Raw genomic sequence first — 18,787 nt, forward strand, 5'->3', positions numbered from 1 at the left:
CGCGTTAAAGTGACGGCAATCCATCCGCACAGTGACCCGCGGCGACGAGAATCCGGGGGATCGACGGTGAGTACAGAGAGACCGGGCGCAACATCCGAACGCCCAGCGACGCGCGACGAACCGGAAATCAGCGCGACCGGACCCGGTGACCGGGGGCGAACGCGGAACTGGCTGCGCGTGTCATGGGAACGATCGCAACAGGCCAACGTCGACCCCGATCAGCCGGGCGCCGACTACATCGACCCGGATTCGCTGGACACCGTGCTGACCCGCGCGGCGGCACCGGTGCTGGATGCGATGGCCCGGGAGATTGACAACGAACCGGTGTCGCTCATCCTTACCGACGCTTCGGGAACCGTGCTGCGTCGTCGCCTCGGAGACGCGGGTCTCGCTGCTGCACTCGACAGTGTTCATCTGGCTCCGGGATTCCGGTACGCCGAGAGCAACGTAGGAACGAACGGTATCGGGACGTCACTCGAGGTGGGTGCTCCACTACTCATCCGTGGGGACGAGCACTACAACGGACGTCTGCGCCGCTTCTCGTGTGCGGGCGCTCCGGTGACACATCCGGTGACCGGCGCCCTGCTCGGGGCCGTGGATCTGACCACACTGGCGGAGAACTCCAACGCGCTCCTGCTGTCGTTCGCCAAGATGGTCGCGCAACGGATCCGCGAACAGATCCTCGAGGAGGCCGGTGAACTCGATCGGGCGCTGCTGCGCGACTACCACCTCGCGTGTCAGCACACCGGTCGGCCGGTCATCGCGATCGGCGAGGAAGTTCTCATGATCAACCAGCTCACGCAACGAGTGTTCGATTCGCGAGATCAAGCGGCGATCATCGACCACACGCGGGACTCGCGAGGCAGAACCGAACAGTTCACGCTGCTCGCCGACCTCCCGAGTGGCGTGACCGCGCGGTTGTCGTATCGCCCCACCTTCGTCGACGACAGGCTCGCGGGCGGGATCGTGCACGTGAGGGAACAGGTGGATCGTCGGCGAACACGTCCTCGCGCTCGCGTCCGGGCACCTGTTCTGCGTTCCGTCGCCGGAACGAGTGCTACTTGGACCCGAACCGTGGAGGAGATGATCGACGCCTGCACGCGCAACGAGTGGCTCGTCGCGGACGGCGAACCCGGCGCCGGTCGATCCGCCCTCGTCCGGGCCGTGCACGACCACGTCAGGAACGGAAGGATTCTCGTCTCGGTGGACGCGACGGCGTCGAGCGCACAGAGCGTACTCGAGCAGGTCGTCACCGCGGTGGACGAAGGTTCCGACCTTCTGCTCCGGCAGATCCACCATCTCGACGGCGAGGACATCGACGCGATCGGCGACCTCCTACTCGATGTGTGCTCGAACTCCGCGACGGACGGCCCCTGGGTGGCGATCACGCTGCACGCGAGCGACGGGCCGGCCGACACCCATCCCTTGTTGCGTATGTTCCCGAAGACCGTGACGGTGCCGCCGCTACGGCATCACGTCGAAGATCTTCCCGAATTGTCCCGATTCCTGCTCGACACCATGGAAGCCGGCAGACTCGTGTTGTCCCCGGCGGCGGTGAACCAACTCGCGCGGTTGTCGTGGCCCGGCAATGTGACCCACCTGAAATCGGTGCTGGAGAAGATCTGCAGGCGACGGCGGTCCGGAACGATCGAACTCGAGGATCTTCCTGCGGAATGCCGATCGACCACCCGTCGGCGGCTGACGAAGCTCGAGTCGCTCGAGCGCGACGCGGTCGTCGAGGCCCTCGCTCTCCACAACGGTGACAAGGCCACCGCAGCAAAGGCTCTCGGCATGTCGCGCGCGACGATCTACCGGAAGGTCCGCGAGTACGGCATCGAGTACAGAGCGCGATCTGTCAGGTCTCGCGGCCGCCCGTGACACGTTACTCGGAGAGAACAGGCTTCACCCGGAGACGTTCCCGCAGATCGTTCCGGAGGATCTTCCCTTCCGCGGAGGTCGGCAGCGCGTCGACCCACATCACTTCCTGAATCCTCTCGTACGGCAGTACTCGTTCGGCGACGTACGCCATCAGCTCGTCACTGTCTGTCGTCGCATCGCCCGCCGGAACGACGAATGCGACAGGTTCCTCACCGGCCGGGCCGACGTCCCTGCCCACCACGGCAACCGTCGACACGGACGGGTGCGACGCGGCAACTTCTTCGAGCAGACGGGGATACACGTTGTAGCCCTTGTAGATCAGCATGTCCTTCGACCGGCCCACGATGTATACGAACCCATCGGCATCCCGGTAGGCGATGTCGCCGGTGGCGAGCCATCCGTCGACGAACTGGCGGGCCGTCATCTCGGGAGTCCCCAGATAGCCGTCGGTCACCTGGGGTCCACGCACCCACAGTTCGCCGCGCTCACCCTCCTCGAGGATTGTCGCCGGGTCGTCGAGTGCGCGGATTTGTATCTGGGTGTCGAACACCGGCAGCCCGGCACTCCCGACGGGGCACTCCGAATCGACGCCGAGCGGTGCGGCTGTCACCAGGCATGTGGCCTCGGTCAGCCCGTATCCCTCGACCACCCGCGCGGCGGTGAATGCGCGCCGAAGATTGTCGAGCGTCCCCGGGTCGATCGGCGCCGCACCGGACGACACCACGCGAACCGACGACAAATCGCGTGAGGACGCGTCCGGGTGCGTGACCAGCGCGTGCCACATGGCCGGCGTTCCGGTGATGTACGAGACGCGGTGCTGCTCGATCTCCTCCAGTACGCGAGCAGGGTCGAAGCGGCCCGACAGCACCTGGGTGAGACCGCACATCAGGAGGAACGAGGTGTTGATCAGTGCGTGCGCGTGGAACAGCGGGGCAACCACGATCGTGGAGCCCACCCCCGGGACCACGCCGTCGACATCCTTCCCGTCGATGGGTTCGAGAGAGACCAGCCCGTCCCGGCCGGTCACCAAGCGATGCCCGGCACGCCACCCGCACATCTGCGTGATGTTTCCGACGACGTTGCGGTGCAGAACGCGCACGCCTTTCGAAATGCCCGTTGTTCCGCCGGTGTACGCGATGTGTGCAACATCGTCGGGGGATACGGTCGCGGGCCTGAACGAGCTGCGCTGCCCGGCGATCACATCGCTGAAGCGCATCGTCGCAGGGTTGCCGCCGCGCACCGGTTCGTCCGAGACAACCGCGATCAGACCGACCGTCGTATCGATCTGGGCGCGCAGGAGAATCTCGAACTGTTGCCGGCCGGTGACCACCGCGACAGCACCGGTCTCCTCGATCCGGCGGCGCAATTCGGATTCGGGCTGCAGCGGATTCACCGGCGACACAACCGCACCCACGCGGAGCGCACCGTAGTACGCGACGTGGAATTCGGCGCAGTTCCCGAGGTGGAGGAGCACGACGTCTCCCGGTTCCACACCCGTGGAAGCAAGCGCACACGCGAATTGTGCCGACTGTTCGTCGAGTTCGCGGTAGCTGTATACGCGCTCACCGTCGACGATCGCCGGCCGGTCGCCGTATGTAGCCGCCATGCTCGGCGCCCACACCGCCATCGATGTCTGCGGGTACGACAGGCTCGTCGACGTCCACGTCGAACTGCCGGAAGTCATTGCCGCGCCCCCGATCAGCGCGGTGCCATGCGGATAGCTCCGTCGAGACGGATCGTCTCGCCGTTGAGGTATCCGTTCTCGAGGATGTTGACTGCGAGACGGCCGAATTCGTCGGGGTCACCGAGCCGCGCGGGATTCGGCACGGTCGCTTCGAGCGACTTGCGCACGTCCTCGCGCAGTCGCGCCAGCAACGGGGTGTCCATGATGCCGGGCGCGATGGTGTTGACGCGGATACCCTTGCTCGCGAGATCGCGGGCCGCGACGATCGTCATTCCGACGATGCCGGCTTTGGACGCCGAGTAGTTGATCTGCCCGATCTGTCCTTCGAACGCGGCAGCGGATGCCGTCATCACGATCGCGCCACGCTCTCCGTCGATCGGTTCGAGTTCGGCCATTCGCTCGGCGCCGAGTCGCAGCGCGTTGAACGAACCGGTCAGGTTGAGCCGGATCACGAACTCGAAATCCTCGAGCGACCCGGCCTTGCCGTTCTTGTCGAGGATGCGCATCTTGCGACCGGCACCGGCGCAGTGCACGACGCCCCGCAGACCGCCGCGCTCGTGTGCGACGTCCAGTGCGGCTGCGAACTGTTCCTCGTCGGTGACGTCGGCGGGCGCGAAGGTCGCGCCGTCACCGAGTTCGGTGGCGATGTCCGCGGCGTCCGACGACGGCAGGTCGATGAGGGTGACGGTACCGCCGGCCGCGAGCACACGACGGGCCGTCGCAAGTCCGAGGCCCGAAGCGCCGCCGGTCACGGCGACGGAAAGATCCTTGAGTTCCATGGTGTCTCGATCCTTGTGTGAAGTGCGAGTGCGTGGTCAGAGCAGTTCGAGGACGGTGGCGTTCGCCATTCCGCCGGCCTCGCACATCGACTGCAAACCGTAGCGGATGTTGTTGTCGCGCATGTGGTGCACGAGGCGGGTCATGAGAATCGCACCGGACCCGCCCAGCGGGTGGCCGACACCGATCGCGCCGCCGAGCGCATTGACGCGGGTGCTGTCCGCGCCGGTCTCGGCGAGCCATGCGAGGGGTACGGGGGCGAACGCCTCGTTGATCTCGAAGGCACCGATCTCGTCGATCGACAGGCCGGCCCGCTTCAGCACTTTCGCCGTGGCGGGGATGGGACCGGTGAGCATGATGACCGGGTCGTCGGCAGCGACGACGGTGGTGTGAATCCGCGCGATCGGTGTCCAGCCGTGTGCCGCGGCGTACTCGCTGGTCGTGACCAGCAGTGCGCCTGCACCGTCGGAGATCTGCGAGGAGTTTCCGGCGTGGATCACGCCGTTCTCCTTGAACACGGTCTTCAGCTTCGCCAGCGATTCGACGGTGCCGCCGCGCCGGATGCCTTCGTCCGAGGTCAGGCCCGCGACGGGTGCGAGCTGCTTTTCGAAGGCCCCCGAGTCGGTGGCAGCTGCGGACAGTTCGTGCGAGCGCAGCGAATATTCGTCGAGCCGGGTCCGGGAGAAGCCCCATTTCTCGGCGATCATCTCGGCACCGATTCCCTGGCTGAAGCCTTCGACTCCGAACCGCTCGAGCACGTTCGGCGGGAAATGCTCACCGTTCTTGGCGGCGCTACCCATGGGGACGCGGCTCATGGTCTCGACCCCACCGGCGATCACCACGTCGTTCTGGCCCGAGATCACGGTGGCCGCGGCGAATGCGACCGCCTGCTGGCTCGACCCACACGCACGGTTGACGGTGGTCGCGGGAACGGACACTGGCCAGCCCGCCGCAAAGACCGCGGTGCGAGCGACGATCCCGGCCTGTTCACCGACCTGGCTCACGCAGCCCCACACCACGTCGTCGACGATCGCCGGGTCGAGCCCGGTGCGGTCGGCGAGGGCCGTGAGCACGTGCGCCGACAGATTTGCGGGGTGGATCTCGGACAGGGCACCCCCGCGACGTCCTATGGGTGTACGGACGGCGTCGACGATCACGGCATCACGCATGAGACTTCCTTCGCTGGTGCAGACGGGGTGCGTTGTTCTCACCGTCGAGGGGACCACGCGCACGACGGTGAAGGAAAGACTTTCGGCGGAAGCTTTCGTTAGGTGGAAGCTATGCCGGCGAGAGTGGCGGAACAGCGGCCGCCCCCGAACGGTGCTCGAACGGTATTGGTCTGCGCTAACCGATCGATAGCCGAACCGCTCTGGTCCCCGGGGAATACCTGTTGCATGCTGGCGGTGCACCGTGTTCGGGCCGCGTGTCCGGACGACCCGCGACCAGGACAGGCGAGCAGGCATGAACCCCACCGCTTCCACCGACGAGTTGCCCTCGTCCACCGCACCCCTCGCCGGCGTGCGCGTGGTCGAGGTGTCGAGCTTCGTGGCCGCACCCCTGTGCGGTATGACGCTCGCGCAGCTCGGCGCCGAGGTGATCCGCGTCGATCCGATCGGGGGTGCCGCCGACTACAAGCGCTGGCCCCTCACCGAGGACAACGAGTCCATCTACTGGGCGGGTCTCAACAAGGGCAAGCGATCCTTCGCCGCGGACTTCCGCAACCCCGAAGCGCAGGGGCTGATCCGCAACCTCGTCCTCGACGCGGGAATCCTGGTCACCAATGCCGCGGGCCGCGAGTGGCTCGACTACGACGAACTCGCCGCGATCCGCCCCGACCTGATCCACGTCCAGGTCCTCGGCCGCGCCGACGGCACCGGTGCCGTCGACTACACCGTCAACGCCGCGGCGGGATTCCCTCAGGTCACCGGTCCAGAGAACCTGTCCGATCCGGTCAACCACGTCCTCCCCGCGTGGGACGTGTCGTGTGGTCTGTACGCCGCACTGTCGGTCGTATCCGCCGTGTACCGCCGCGAAATCACTGGCGCCGGAACCAGAGTCGTCCTTCCGCTGGAAGATGTCGCCTTCGCGACCGTCGGAAACCTCGGGTACATCGCCGAGGCACAACTCGGCGGACCGGGACGGCGCCGCATCGGCAATGCCGTCTACGGCACCTACGGGTGCGACTTCACTACTGCTGACGGCATCCGCTTCATGATCGTGGCCCTCACGCCCCGGCACTTCCGCGATCTCACCGAACTCACCGGGACAACCCATGCGGTCACCGCACTCGAGGCCGCACTCGACGTGGACTTCCGCGACGAAGGCAGCCGTTTCGAGCATCGTCACGTGCTCGACAGCCTGTTCGGCGCGTGGTTCGGCAAACGCACCGCCGCCGACGTCGAAGAAGCGCTCGCTGCCACGTCGATCCTGCACGAGCGGTATCGCACCTTCGCCGAACTCGCCCGCGACCCGCGCGTGACCGACAACCCGATGTTCCAGAAACTCGATCAGCCCCGTATCGGGGAGTATCTCGCGCCGAGCACCCCGATGTCGTTCGACGGTGTCCACCCGACCGTTCGGCCCGCACCCGCGAACGGTGACGACACCGCCGCCGTCCTCTCGGAGCATCTCGGTCTGACCGGTGACGAGATCGATGCCCTCGCCGCTGCCGGCGCCGTCCGTACCAAGCAGAAGGACCCCGCATGACCCGCCTCGCCCAGACGCTCGGACTCACGGATGTCCAGTCCGAGATCCTCGATACCGTACGCACGTTCGTGGATCGCGAAATCATCCCTACCGCACAGGAACTCGAGCACTCCGACACCTACCCGCAGGCGATCGTCGACCGGATGTGCGAGATGGGTCTGTTCGGTCTGATGATCCCCGAGGAGTACGGCGGTCTCGGCGAGTCTCTTCTCACCTATGCGCTGTGCGTCGAGGAACTCGCCCGTGGCTGGATGAGCGTCTCGGGCGTGATCAACACACACTTCATCGTGGCGTACATGATCCGTCAGCACGGCACCGAGGCCCAGAAGGAACACTTCCTGCCGCGTATGGCGACCGGCGAGGTGCGGGGTGCCTTCTCGATGTCCGAACCCGAACTCGGATCGGATGTCGCGGCGATCCGCACCAAGGCCAAGCGCGACAGCGACGGCAACTACATCATCAACGGACAGAAGATGTGGCTGACCAACGGTGCCACCTCGACTCTCGTCGCGGCGCTCGTCAAGACCGACGAAGGCGCCGACAAGCCCCACAAGAACCTGACAACCTTCCTCGTCGAGAAGCCCGCGGGATTCGGCGAAGTCGTCCCCGGCGTCACCATTCCCGGCAAGATCGACAAGATGGGGTACAAGGGCATCGACACCACCGAACTCGTCTTCGACAACTACAAGACGTCTGCCGAATCGATCCTCGGCGGCACCCCGGGTCGCGGGTTCTCGCACATGATGGACGGAGTGGAAGTCGGTCGCGTGAACGTGTCCGCCCGCGCCTGCGGCGTGGCGATCCGCGCGTTCGAACTCGCCGCCCAATATGCGCAGCAGCGCAGCACCTTCGGCAAGCCGATTGCACAACACCAGGCGATCTCGTTCTCACTCGCCGAGATGGCCACCAAGGTCGAGGCGGCGCACCTGATGATGGTCAACGCGGCGCGTCTGAAGGATTCGGGCGAACGCAACGACGTCGCTGCCGGAATGGCGAAGTATCTCGCGAGCGAGTACTGCTCGGAGGTCACCCAAGCCAGCTTCCGCATCCACGGTGGTTACGGCTACTCCAAGGAGTACGAAATCGAGCGTCTCATGCGCGAGGCACCCTTCCTGCTCATCGGAGAAGGCACCAGCGAGATCCAGAAGACGATCATCAGCAAAGGCGTACTCCGCGACTACAGCCTGTAGAGCGTTGCACCACTTCATCTTCGGAAGGAAATCCGCGTGAAACGTACGGTGTTCGACGAGGACCACGAAGCGTTCCGTCAGACGGTCCGCGACTTCATCGCGAAAGAGGTCACACCCGTCTACCACGAGTGGGAGGCCGACGGCCATCCTCCCCGCAAGTTCTACAACCGTCTCGGTGACCTCGGAATCCTCGGCATCCAGGCTCCCGAGGAGTACGGCGGTGGCGGTGAGTCGTCGCTGAAGTTCAACGTCGTGGTGACGGAGGAAACCGCTGCTGCGGGCGTGACATTCGGCTCGTACTCGGTGCATTCGAACCTCATCCTGCCGTACATCATGCAGCACGCGACGGAAGAGCAGAAACAGCGCTGGCTGCCCGGATTCGCTTCGGGTGAACTGATGTTCGCGATTGCGATGACCGAACCGGGAACCGGCTCCGACCTCGCGAACATCTCCACCACCGCAAAACTTTCGGACGACGGCAGCCACTACGTCGTCAACGGCGCGAAGACGTTCATCACCGGTGGCGCACTCGCAGACCGGATCCTCCTGGTGTGCCGGACCTCACCGTTCGACCCGGAGAACCGCCGCGGTGGACTGTCGATGCTCGTGGTCGACACCACGAGCGAAGGGTTCGCAGTCGGACGCAAACTCGACAAGATCGGGCTGAAGACCTCCGACACCGCCGAGTTGTCGTTCGACGACGTGAAGGTCCCCGTCACCGATCTGCTCGGCAACGAAGGCGAAGCGTTCTCGTACCTGACCCAGAATCTCGCGCAGGAACGGCTCACCATCGCGTTCGGTGCCGCCGCGACGGCGGCCGCCGCGATCGACCACGCGATCGCATATACCAAGGAACGCAAGGTGTTCGGCAAGCCGGTGGCCTCGTTCCAGAATTCGAAGTTCGTGCTCGCCGAATGCTCGACCGAGTTGCAGGCGATGCAGATCATGGTGGACAACGCCATCGAACTCAACGACCGCGGCGAACTGTCGGTGGCCGATGCCGCGCGAGCCAAACTCTTCGCCACCGAAGCGGCCGGTCGCATCATCGACAAGTGTCTGCAGTTGCACGGCGGCTACGGCTACATCACCGAGTACCCCATTGCGCGTCTGTACGCAGACACGCGCGTGACCCGGATCTTCGGTGGTACCAGCGAGGTCATGAAGACGATCATCGCGAAGGATCTGGGCTTGTAGGACGAGTCCCGCGACGGCGCCGCCTGCTCTCGGAGCGGGTGGCGCCGTTGTTCGCGAATGCGGCTGCGCGGTGCGTGCGCACACCCGATATCGTTCGCGACATGCGACTGCTCGTGAAATCGAAACGGGTCATCGAGGCCCAGTTGAGCAACTCCGGAATCAGGGCTCTCTCGGGCTCGATGGTGGCCTACGAGGGACAGGTCGCATTCAAATCGGCAGGCTTCGGTGGAGGTGAGGGCGTCCTCGCGGGTCTGCGCCAGCGCGCCACGGGCGAGGGCCTGTCGCTCATGGAATGCACCGGGACGGGCGTCGTCTACCTCGCACATCAGGGGCAGGACGTCACGATTCTCGAACTGAACAACGAGACCCTGCAGGTCGAGTCCGAACAATTGCTCGCGCTGAACGGCAACTTGAACACCAACGTGACGTTCGCAGGATTGCGAGGCGGCATGAGCGGGCAGGGCCTGTTCACCACGACGGTAACCGGAACCGGCCAGGTCGCGCTGCTCTCCGCGGGCGGTCCCCTGATCCATCTCGAGGTGTCGCCGCAGTACCCCCTCGTCGTCGATCCCGACGCATTCGTCTGCGCCAAGGGACAACTGACACAGTCCTTCGTCACCGACGTGTCGTGGCGCTCGATGGTCGGGCAGGGCAGCGGAGAAGCCTTTTCTCTGAAGTGGGACGGCACGGGCGTGGTCTCCATCCAGCCCGCGGAACGTTAGGGACGGCAGTGGCATTCACCAAGGTCAACAGCAAGGTCGTCAGCGTCGACCTGAACCGTTCGGGTCCCGTGATCGCCCGACGGGGCGCGATGCTCTTCTACACCGGCGACGTCCGCTTCGCTCCCCACGGTGTACCCGGCGGAGCCGGGGGCGCTCCCGGTTTCGGCGGGCTCGCCGGCATGGCCGGGCGGATACTTCAGGGCGAGCACGAGGCAACGATGATCGCGCAGGGCACCGGCACGGTGCACTACGGATTCCGGGGCCTCGAAACCCACGTGGTGGACATGTCCGCCGGCGGGGAGCTTCGCGTCGACGCGTCCCGGCTGCTCGCGAACACGGTCGGCTTGCAGAGCACCGTCGTGTCGTCGGGCGCGGCACAGGCGGGCGGGGGAGGCGGCCTGCTGGGCGCACTCCGAGGCGCCGCGACGGGCGCGGTCACCGGAACGGGAATGTTCACGACGCAGCTGTCCGGGTACGGCGCGGTGGTGCTGCTCGCGCACGGCGGCGTCTTCGAACTTCGTGTGGGTGGGCCTGCGCCCGTGATCGTGGATCCGCAAGCCTTCGTCGCGGCGAGCGGAGGCGTCCGCACCGAACTGAAATCGTCGATGAGCTGGCGCAACGTCGGCCGCAGCGGTGGCGAGTCCATGCAACTCGAGTGCACCGGTCAGGGCATCGTCTACGTGCAGGCATCGGAGGAGAAACTGTGAGCGTCGTCCTCAATCCCTCGAGTTTCACCGGGAGCGACAACGTTCCCGGAAACAGCTACGCCTACTGCATCGATCTGCAGACGCCGTGGTTCCTGTCGAAGGGCGCGATGATCGCGTACTACGGGCAAGTGCGGTTCTCCGCCCTCACCCACGGACTGCAGGGCGGACTGCTCGACATGGTGGCCCGGCGATTCTCGGCGCCGATGTATCTCGGCGACTACGTGGTGGCCGACGGCTTCGGGAAGCTGATCCTCGGGGACCGCGGGTACGACATCAACTCCTACGACCTCGACGACGGCAACCTCACCATCCGGCAGTCGAACCTGCTGGCCTTCGAGCCGGGCCTGTCGCTCAACCAGTCGATCGTGCCGGGTTTCCTCACTCTGATCGGAACGGGCAGGTTCCTCGCCTCGTCGAACGGTCCGGTGATGTTCGCCGAACCGCCGCTGCGCGTCGATCCCGAAGCACTGGTCGGCTGGGCCGACTGCCCGTCCCCGAGCCACCACTACGACGAATCGTGGATCACGGGATTCGTGTCCGCCGGCGCGCGACGTTTCGGGGTGCAGTCGGGCGAGGAACGCCAGTTCGACTTCACCGGCGCCGGGACGGTGCTGATCCAGTCGAGCGAGAAGGTGATCGACGACTCATCGCTGGTGCGAACCCTCGAAAATCAAATTCCAGGCCTGTCGCCCTCTGGATTGCAGCGCATCAATCAGGTCGTTTCGCAACAGCTGCAACAGAGCTAACTCCCGCACCGGACCCTGGGCCGACACCGGGCATAGCCCGGATCAGACTCAACCGAATTGTGACTACGCTCACAGGATAGGCGGGCCTAACCAGAGGTAAGGTTTGGGCAACCTAACAACCTCCAGGATGGTGACTTCACATGATCGTCTGCAGTTGCCACGCCCTCACCCACCACCACATCGAGCAAGAGGTGGCCGCAGGTGCGCGATGCACCCGCGAAGTGAGCGCGGCGTGCCGCGCAGGGACCGACTGCGGAAACTGCGTACGCAACATCTCTGCGATCATCCGGCAGGCTCGCGTACGGAATGAGACGATCGAGCTCGAGACCGCCGTGTAGCCAGCCCCTGCCCGGCGGTAAACCTGATGGTTCACCCCGGGAGGTGCCATGAAGGGCGACAAGAAGGTCATCGAATACCTGAACGAGCAGTTGACGGCGGAGCTCACCGCGATCAACCAGTACTTCCTTCATTCGAAGATGCAGGAAGACCGTGGATGGTCGAAGCTCGCGGCACACACCCGCGCGGAGTCGTTCGACGAGATGCGTCACGCCGAGACTCTCACCGACCGCATCCTCTACCTCGACGGACTCCCCAATTATCAGCGGCTCGGATCGCTCCGCCTGGGACAGAACGTGAAGGAGATGCTCGAGGCGGATCTCCAGGTCGAGATCGAAGCCCGCGACCGGCTCCGCAAGGGATCGGAATACATGCGGTCGGTCAGCGACATCACCTCCGCGAACATCTTCGAGGCGATCCTCGCCGACGAGGAAGAACACATCGACTATCTCGAAACCCAGCTCGACCTGCTGGCACAGCTGGGCGAACCGCTCTACATCGCCCAGCACATCTCGCCTTCGGAATAGCCGGCACGGCGCCGAACGGTTCCCCGCAGTCACGAAGACGGGCCGCGACATCTGTCGCGGCCCGTCTTTTCGTGCGCGGTATGTACGGTGTACTCGTTCAATCTGCTCTCGACAGTGAGGGGACACCGTGAGTGACTCGTCCGTGCACGTAGTTCACAACGCCGACCGGCAGCGCTACGAACTCGTCGACGACGGCTCCGTCATCGGATTCACCGAGTACCACCCCGACGGCGACACCCAACTCGTGTTCGACCACACCGTGGTCGACAAGGCCTATTCCGGTCAGGGCCTCGCCGGCAAGCTGGTCCGATTCGCACTCGACGACGTGCGTGAGCGCGGCAAGCGAGTCGTGGCGATCTGCTCGTACGTCGACAATTTCATCGCCAAGCATCCTGAGTATCAGGATCTCGCCGACTGAACTCGCCGCCGACGCGAGCACACGATCGTCAGTGACCCGCGCGGTTGCGGAGGTCGAGCGCGACGTCGGTGATCATGTCCTCCTGGCCACCGACCAGTCCACGACGGCCGATCTCCACGAGGATTTCGCGGGTGTCGAGTCCGTAGATGTCCGCGGCCGTCTCGGCGTGCCGGAGGAAGCTCGAGTACACGCCGGCATAACCGAGGGTGAGCGTCTCGCGGTCGACCTGGACCGGCCGGTCCTGGAGCGGACGAACCAGATCGTCGGCGGCATCCTGCAGACCGAACAGGTCGCAGGAGTGCTTCCAGCCGTGCAGGTCCGCCACAGCAACGAAGGGCTCGATCGGGCAGTTGCCCGCTCCGGCACCCTGCCCGGCCAGCGACGCGTCGACGCGAATGACGCCTTCCTCGACGGCGACGACCGAGTTCGCGACGGACAGCGACAGGTTCTGGTGCGCGTGGATACCGATCTGCGTGGTGTCTTCGAGAACGTCGCGGTAGGCGCGGACACGTTCGCGGACACCGTCCATGGTCAGCCGTCCACCGGAGTCGGTGACGTAGACGCAGTCGGCGCCGTACGACTCCATGAGCTTCGCCTGTCGGGCGAGCTCTTCCGCAGGAGCCATGTGCGACATCATCAGGAAGCCGGAGACGTCCATGCCGAGTTCCTTTGCCGCAGCGATGTGCTGGGCGGACACGTCGGCCTCGGTGCAGTGGGTGGCGATACGCACCGACCGCACACCGAGTTCGTAGGCACGCTTCAGTTCGTGGACGGTGCCGATACCCGGGAGGAGCAGCGTCGTGAGAATTGCCGAATTGATCGCTCCGGCAGCGGCTTCGAGCCATTCCCAGTCGGTGTGGCTGCCCGGACCGTAGGTCAGGGAGTGCCCGGTGAGGCCGTCGCCGTGGGAGACCTCGATCGCGTCGACACCGGCGCGGTCCAGTGCGCCGGCGATCGCTGCAACGTCGTCGGGGGTGATGCGGTGGCGGATGGCGTGCATGCCGTCACGCAGGGTCACGTCCTGGATGTACAGGGCGGCACCGTGAGTCGCGTATTCGCGCTGCCGGGCGTCACTCGTGATCGTCTCGCTCATGCCGAAACCTGCTCCTTCTTGCGTGCCGCGACTGCCCGGCCGACCTGCAGGGCAGCGGACGTCATGATGTCGAGATTGCCCGCGTACTCGGGCAGGTAGTGTGCTGCGCCCTTGACCTCGAGGAACACCGCCACCTTCCACATCGGACCGGTGTGATCGGTCAGCGTGCCGACGGTCTCGTTGATCGGGGTGAACTGGATTTCCTGCTTGAGCTTGTATCCGGGCACATAGGTGGAAACCTTGGCGACCATCGCTTCGATCGATGCGACGATCTCGTCCTTGCGGTCTTCGCCGACGAGCGCGAGAACCGTATCGCGCATGATCATCGGCGGTTCTGCGGGATTGAGGATGATGATCGCCTTGCCGCGTGCGGCGCCACCGATCTTCTCGATGGCCTGCGACGTCGTCTCGGTGAATTCGTCGATGTTGGCGCGAGTACCCGGGCCGGCCGACTTCGAGGAGATCGAGGCGACGATCTCGGCCCAGTAGACGGGCGTGACCTGCGAGATGGCGGCAACAATCGGGATGGTGGCCTGACCACCGCAAGTGACCATGTTGACGTTCGTCGCGTCGAGGTGCTCGTCGAGGTTCACGGGAGGCACCACGTAGGGGCCGATCGCGGCGGGGGTGAGGTCGATCAGAATCTTGCCGTGCGGGCGCAGCATCTTCTCGTTGTACTCGTGCGCCTTCGCCGAGGTGGCGTCGAAGACGATCTCGATCTCGTCGAAACGGGGGTGCTCGATGAGACCCTCCACTCCGGTGGAGATCGCGTCGATGCCCAGTCGCTTGGCGCGGGCCAGGCCGTCGGATGCGGGATCGATGCCCACGAGAGCGATCGTCTCGAGTTCGCTGTCGGCGAGCCTCTTGATCTTGATGAGCAGGTCGGTGCCGATGTTGCCCGGCCCGATGATGGCGACCTTGGTCGTGGTCATGTCAGTTCTCCTGTGCCGAAGTCGGTGAGGACGAGAAGGGGGCGGTGACGGTGCCGAGCGGCGAGATCTCGGCGCGCACGGTCACACCGGGGGGAGCAGGCACCATGGGGCCGAGCGCACCGGACAGCACTACCTGACCGGCAGTCAGCGGCTGACCGAATTCGCGTGCGGTGCGCGCGAGCCACAGCAGTGCGTTCAGCGGATCGCCGAGGCAGGCTGCGCCCGTGCCCTCCGAGACGAGTTCGTCGTCGACGTACATCCGCATGGTTGCGTCGATCGGCTCGAAGTCGGCCAGGGGCACGCGATGGGAACCCAGCACGTAGAGGCCGCTCGAGGCGTTGTCCGCCACCGTGTCGGTGATCTTGATATCCCATCCGGCCACCCGGCTGTCGACGATCTCCAGCGCCGCGACCGCATAGTCGACGGCCGCCCGGACGGCGTCGAGGTCGAGATCGTCGTCGTCGAGATCCGCCTTCAGCACGAATGCAATCTCGGCTTCGGCCTTGGGCTGGAGCAGGCGATCGCTGGGCACCTCGGCGAGATCGGTGACGTCCATGTCGTCGAACAGCACCCCGAAGTCGGGGCGGTTCACGCCGAGTTGCTGCTGAACGGCCGGCGAGGTGAGGCCGATCTTCCGTCCCACGATGCGGGCACCGGACGCGAGTTTGTGCTCGGTCAGATGCTGCTGCACCGCATAGGCCAGGTCGATGTCGGTTTCGCCGAGAAGATCCCGTACCGGGGAACACGGCACCGCGGTCCGGGTCGCGTCGATGAGCCGGGTGGCTGCTGCGCTGACGGTTTCGAGGTGTGCGGCTTCGCCGGCGGGGTTCGGAGTAGTGGTCATCAGGTCCTCGTCGATCGATGGGTAACTCCATCGTGGGGGTACGAGTACCGCTTACCTAGCCGTAGGTTCCGCTCAGTGGAACGACCCGGCACAAATCCCCAGCAGTCCCGCTCAGGGTGTTCGCAGCGCCGCGCGACGACCGAGCGTTGCTGCCACACCCGCCGCGGCCGCCTTCACCGCAGCAGCGTGTTTCTCGGGCCGGAACCGCGTCGCAGGCCCGGTGACACTGATCGCGGCAACCGGATCGTCGTCGCCCACGAGCACCGGGGCGGCGACGCACACCAAGCCGACAGCCGACTCCTCGTATTCGAAGGCGACGCCCGTCTCGGCTATCCGATCGATGTGCGCGCGGAACCGGCCCGGCGCGGTGATGGTGCGCGGCGTCTTGCGGGCGAGCCCGTCGGCGACGACGTCCGCGAACAGCGCCGGCGAGGAGAAGGCGAGCAGAGCCTTGCCGATAGCGGTGCAGTACATGGGCATTCGTCCGCCCACACGCGACGGCGCCGGCGCCGGTCGATGACCGCCGATCTTGGAGACGTAGACGACCTCGGTGCCCTCGGGGACGCCGAGGTGCACGGTTTCGTGGGTGCGCTCGTACAGATCCTCCATGAACGGGATCGCGACCTCGAGCAGTCGCCGCTCCACCGACGCACGCATACCGAGTTCGAACATCTGACCACCGAGGCGGTATCCGGACGCGTCCTTTTCCAGCAACCGGACGTTCATCAGGTCGTTGACCACGCGGTGCAGAGTGCCTTTGGCCAGACCCGTCCGGCGGCCGAGTTCGGCCAGCGACACTCCGTGGTCGTCGGCGGTGAACGCGTGCAGGACGGTGACGACCTTGCCGAGCACGGTCGAAGTGTCCACGGGCGGGTCGGCCGCCCGGCGCGTCGGCCGCTGTCCTTCCATGTGCCACAGGGTATGCCACCGGCAACACCGGACGGCAGCGGCTTCGGACGTCCTTGGGACGGCAGGGAACGTTGCGTCGCCACCGGGGCGCAGTGGCATTCTGGATCGGTGACCGAGCGGAAACGACCGGACATCACCTTCGAGACGTGGATCGAACGGCAGATCCGCGCCGCACAGGAGCGCGGCGATTTCGACGATCTCCCGGGCGCGGGAAAACCGATTCCCGACCACGGCGACGACGAATTGTGGTGGGTGAAGGCCTACCTCGCGCGGCAAGGACTGTCGGCCGAGGCACTGCTCCCGCTGCCGCTGCAGTTGCGCCGGGAGATCGAGCGGTTGCCCGAGACCGTAGCGAATGTACCGTCCGAACAAACAGTGCGGGAGATAGTCGCCCGACTCAACCGGCGGGTAATGGAATGCATGCTCGTTCCAGGTCAGCTACCGATCCCGATCCACAAGGCGAATGCCGACGAAGTGGTCGAGACCTGGAAAGCGGGACGCCAGGCGCGGCGCGAGGAAGCGCGGCGCGCGCTGCAGGCAGCTCAGCCAGGGCGCACCGATCCTCCCTCCAGCCGCGCGCGACCGGCACGGAAGCGCCGGTTCCTCCGGTGGTTCCGCGCCGGGTGACGGTGCAGAACCACCGGAGAGTGTCAGGCCGGGCTGACGGTGAGAGGCGCGCCGGTGGCCGCGCGCACCTGTTCCTCGGTCACTCCCGGTGCGAATTCACGCAGGACCAATCCGTCGCCGGTCACGTCGATCACCGCGAGGTCGGTGATGATCCGGTGCACGACGCCCTCACCGGTCAGCGGCAAGGAGCAACGCTCGACGATCTTGGGATTGCCCGACTTGTCGGTGTGCTCCATCAGCACGATGACCTTGCGCGCACCGTGCACCAGGTCCATCGCACCGCCCATGCCCTTGACCATCTTGCCCGGCACCATCCAGTTCGCCAGGTCACCGGTCGCGGAGACCTCCATCCCCCCGAGCACCGCGGTATCGATGTGCCCGCCGCGGATCATGCCGAAGCTCAGCGCGGAATCGAAGAATGCGGCACCCGCGTTGACCGTGACGGTCTCCTTGCCGGCATTGATCAGGTCGGCGTCGATCGCCTCTTCCACAGGGTAGGGCCCGGTTCCGAGGATGCCGTTCTCGCTGTGGAGTGTGACCCGTACGCCTGCAGGCAAGTAGTTCGGTATCAAGGTGGGCAACCCGATTCCCAGATTCACGTACTCACCCGGCGCCAGTTCCTGCGCCGCGCGCGCCGCCATCTGCGTGCGTGTCCAGCCCACTGCCCGTTCGACCTCGACGCTCATGATCACCCTTCCTTGCCGGCGCTGACGGTGCGCTTCTCGATCTGCTTGTCCTGGACGCCGGTGTGCACGATGCGATCGACGAAGATCCCCGGCAGATGTACCTGTCCCGGGTCGATCTCGCCCGGCTCGACGAGTTCCTCGACCTGCGCGATGCAGATGCGACCGGCCATCGCCGCGAGCGGGTTGAAGTTCATCGCGGCCTTGTTGAACACCAGATTCCCCTCGGTGTCCCCCTTCAGCGCGTGTACCAGCGAGAAGTCCGCGGTAATGGATTCCTCGAGCACGTACTTCTTGCCCCGGAACTCACGCACCTCCTTCGGCGGCGATGCCACCGCGACTGCTCCGCCGGCGTCGTAGCGCCACGGCAGTCCGCCCAGCGCGATCGGCGTCCCGACGCCTGCGGGAGTGAAGAAGGCGGGGATACCCGCGCCACCGGCACGCAGTTTCTCGGCCAGCGTGCCCTGGGGTGTCAGCTCGACCTCGAGTTCTCCCGAGAGATACTGCCTCGCGAACTCTTTGTTCTCACCCACGTACGACGCGGTGACACGGCGGATACGCCTGTCGCCGAGCAGAATTCCCAGCCCGTGACCGTCGACTCCGCAGTTGTTGGAGAAGACCTCGAGGTCGGTGACACCCGACTCGGCGAGTGCCCGGATCAGGATGTCGGGGATACCGCACAGACCGAACCCGCCGACCGCCAGGGACGAACCGTCGGTGACGTCCGCGACGGCTTCGGTCGCGGACCGGAATACTTTCGTTGCCAATGCACACCTCTCGGGTCAGTCGGCCCCGACCAGTTCGGCCGGGGGAC

20 protein-coding genes are annotated in these 18,787 nt (G+C 65.6%); 11 read left to right on the plus strand and 9 right to left on the minus strand.

Going from position 1 to position 18,787, the window contains the following annotated elements:
* Positions 1-126: 126 nt before the first annotated feature.
* The gene (locus RDCOP1_RS12030) at positions 127-1,878 is read left to right on the plus strand and encodes a sigma-54-dependent Fis family transcriptional regulator (protein WP_371836827.1); all 1,752 of its coding nucleotides are present in this window, start codon (positions 127-129) and stop codon (positions 1,876-1,878) included.
* A gap of 4 nt (positions 1,879-1,882) precedes the next feature.
* On the opposite strand, the gene RDCOP1_RS12035 is transcribed toward RDCOP1_RS12030, so the two are convergent.
* From RDCOP1_RS12035 to RDCOP1_RS12045, 3 genes are read right to left on the minus strand one after another with little or no spacing between them, the layout of a single operon-like run.
* Positions 1,883-3,562, minus strand: a complete 1,680-nt coding sequence (locus RDCOP1_RS12035; protein WP_072700814.1) for a class I adenylate-forming enzyme family protein — start codon at positions 3,560-3,562, stop codon at positions 1,883-1,885.
* Positions 3,563-3,576: 14 nt separating this feature from the next.
* A complete protein-coding gene (locus tag RDCOP1_RS12040; RefSeq protein ID WP_072700816.1) occupies positions 3,577-4,341 on the minus strand; it encodes an SDR family NAD(P)-dependent oxidoreductase in 765 nt (254 codons plus the stop codon).
* 36 nt (positions 4,342-4,377) lie between these two features.
* The gene (locus tag RDCOP1_RS12045; RefSeq protein WP_072700818.1) at positions 4,378-5,508 is read right to left on the minus strand and encodes a thiolase family protein; all 1,131 of its coding nucleotides are present in this window, start codon (positions 5,506-5,508) and stop codon (positions 4,378-4,380) included.
* A 292-nt stretch (positions 5,509-5,800) separates the two neighbouring features.
* Here RDCOP1_RS12045 and RDCOP1_RS12050 point away from each other — a divergent pair, with 292 nt between their 5' ends.
* From RDCOP1_RS12050 to RDCOP1_RS12090, 9 genes are all read left to right on the plus strand, one after another.
* Positions 5,801-7,045 (plus strand): CoA transferase, encoded by a 1,245-nt coding sequence (locus RDCOP1_RS12050; RefSeq protein WP_072700820.1) that lies wholly within the window; start codon positions 5,801-5,803, stop codon positions 7,043-7,045.
* Positions 7,042-8,235, plus strand: a complete 1,194-nt coding sequence (locus tag RDCOP1_RS12055) for an acyl-CoA dehydrogenase family protein (protein WP_072700822.1) — start codon at positions 7,042-7,044, stop codon at positions 8,233-8,235. Before RDCOP1_RS12050 ends, RDCOP1_RS12055 begins: the two co-directional genes overlap by 4 nt.
* Before the next feature lie 36 nt (positions 8,236-8,271).
* Positions 8,272-9,429 (plus strand): acyl-CoA dehydrogenase family protein, encoded by a 1,158-nt coding sequence (locus RDCOP1_RS12060; RefSeq protein ID WP_072700824.1) that lies wholly within the window; start codon positions 8,272-8,274, stop codon positions 9,427-9,429.
* A gap of 101 nt (positions 9,430-9,530) precedes the next feature.
* Positions 9,531-10,151: an AIM24 family protein gene (locus RDCOP1_RS12065; RefSeq protein WP_072701432.1), complete on the plus strand. Its 621-nt coding sequence runs from the start codon at positions 9,531-9,533 to the stop codon at positions 10,149-10,151.
* Between the two features lie 8 nt (positions 10,152-10,159).
* Positions 10,160-10,858, plus strand: coding sequence for an AIM24 family protein (locus RDCOP1_RS12070; protein WP_072700827.1), 699 nt, complete (start codon positions 10,160-10,162; stop codon positions 10,856-10,858).
* Positions 10,855-11,604, plus strand: coding sequence for an AIM24 family protein (locus tag RDCOP1_RS12075; protein ID WP_072700829.1), 750 nt, complete (start codon positions 10,855-10,857; stop codon positions 11,602-11,604). The genes RDCOP1_RS12070 and RDCOP1_RS12075 overlap by 4 nt, the downstream gene beginning before the upstream one ends.
* Positions 11,605-11,744: 140 nt before the next feature.
* Entirely contained in the window at positions 11,745-11,942 is a 198-nt protein-coding gene (locus RDCOP1_RS12080; protein ID WP_072700831.1) for a (2Fe-2S)-binding protein, read from the plus strand.
* 48 nt (positions 11,943-11,990) lie between these two features.
* Positions 11,991-12,467, plus strand: coding sequence for a bacterioferritin (gene bfr, locus RDCOP1_RS12085; RefSeq protein WP_072700834.1), 477 nt, complete (start codon positions 11,991-11,993; stop codon positions 12,465-12,467).
* 127 nt (positions 12,468-12,594) lie between these two features.
* A complete protein-coding gene (locus RDCOP1_RS12090; protein WP_072700836.1) occupies positions 12,595-12,885 on the plus strand; it encodes a GNAT family N-acetyltransferase in 291 nt (96 codons plus the stop codon).
* Positions 12,886-12,913: 28 nt separating this feature from the next.
* Here RDCOP1_RS12090 and dmpG read toward each other — a convergent pair whose 3' ends face one another.
* The 4 genes from dmpG to RDCOP1_RS12110 form a co-directional block, all read right to left on the minus strand.
* Complete coding sequence (gene dmpG / locus RDCOP1_RS12095) at positions 12,914-13,978, minus strand: 4-hydroxy-2-oxovalerate aldolase (RefSeq protein ID WP_072700838.1); 1,065 nt, start codon at positions 13,976-13,978, stop codon at positions 12,914-12,916.
* Entirely contained in the window at positions 13,975-14,910 is a 936-nt protein-coding gene (locus tag RDCOP1_RS12100) for an acetaldehyde dehydrogenase (acetylating) (RefSeq protein WP_072700840.1), read from the minus strand. Before RDCOP1_RS12100 ends, dmpG begins: the two co-directional genes overlap by 4 nt.
* Position 14,911: 1 nt before the next feature.
* Entirely contained in the window at positions 14,912-15,754 is an 843-nt protein-coding gene (locus RDCOP1_RS12105; protein WP_072700842.1) for a 2-keto-4-pentenoate hydratase, read from the minus strand.
* Between the two features lie 111 nt (positions 15,755-15,865).
* Positions 15,866-16,663 (minus strand): IclR family transcriptional regulator, encoded by a 798-nt coding sequence (locus RDCOP1_RS12110; RefSeq protein ID WP_174555805.1) that lies wholly within the window; start codon positions 16,661-16,663, stop codon positions 15,866-15,868.
* A gap of 108 nt (positions 16,664-16,771) precedes the next feature.
* On the opposite strand from RDCOP1_RS12110, the gene RDCOP1_RS12115 reads away from it, so the two are divergent.
* On the plus strand, positions 16,772-17,290 hold the full coding sequence (locus RDCOP1_RS12115) for a DnaJ family domain-containing protein (RefSeq protein WP_072700846.1): 519 nt from the start codon (positions 16,772-16,774) through the stop codon (positions 17,288-17,290).
* A gap of 23 nt (positions 17,291-17,313) precedes the next feature.
* On the opposite strand, the gene RDCOP1_RS12120 is transcribed toward RDCOP1_RS12115, so the two are convergent.
* Positions 17,314-17,976: a CoA transferase subunit B gene (locus tag RDCOP1_RS12120; RefSeq protein WP_072701434.1), complete on the minus strand. Its 663-nt coding sequence runs from the start codon at positions 17,974-17,976 to the stop codon at positions 17,314-17,316.
* Between the two features lie 2 nt (positions 17,977-17,978).
* Complete coding sequence (locus RDCOP1_RS12125) at positions 17,979-18,740, minus strand: CoA transferase subunit A (protein ID WP_072700848.1); 762 nt, start codon at positions 18,738-18,740, stop codon at positions 17,979-17,981.
* Positions 18,741-18,787: the final 47 nt, after the last annotated feature.

It is taken from the genome of Rhodococcus coprophilus NBRC 100603, from assembly GCF_001895045.1.
Taxonomy (GTDB): Bacteria; Actinomycetota; Actinomycetes; order Mycobacteriales; family Mycobacteriaceae; genus Rhodococcus; species Rhodococcus coprophilus.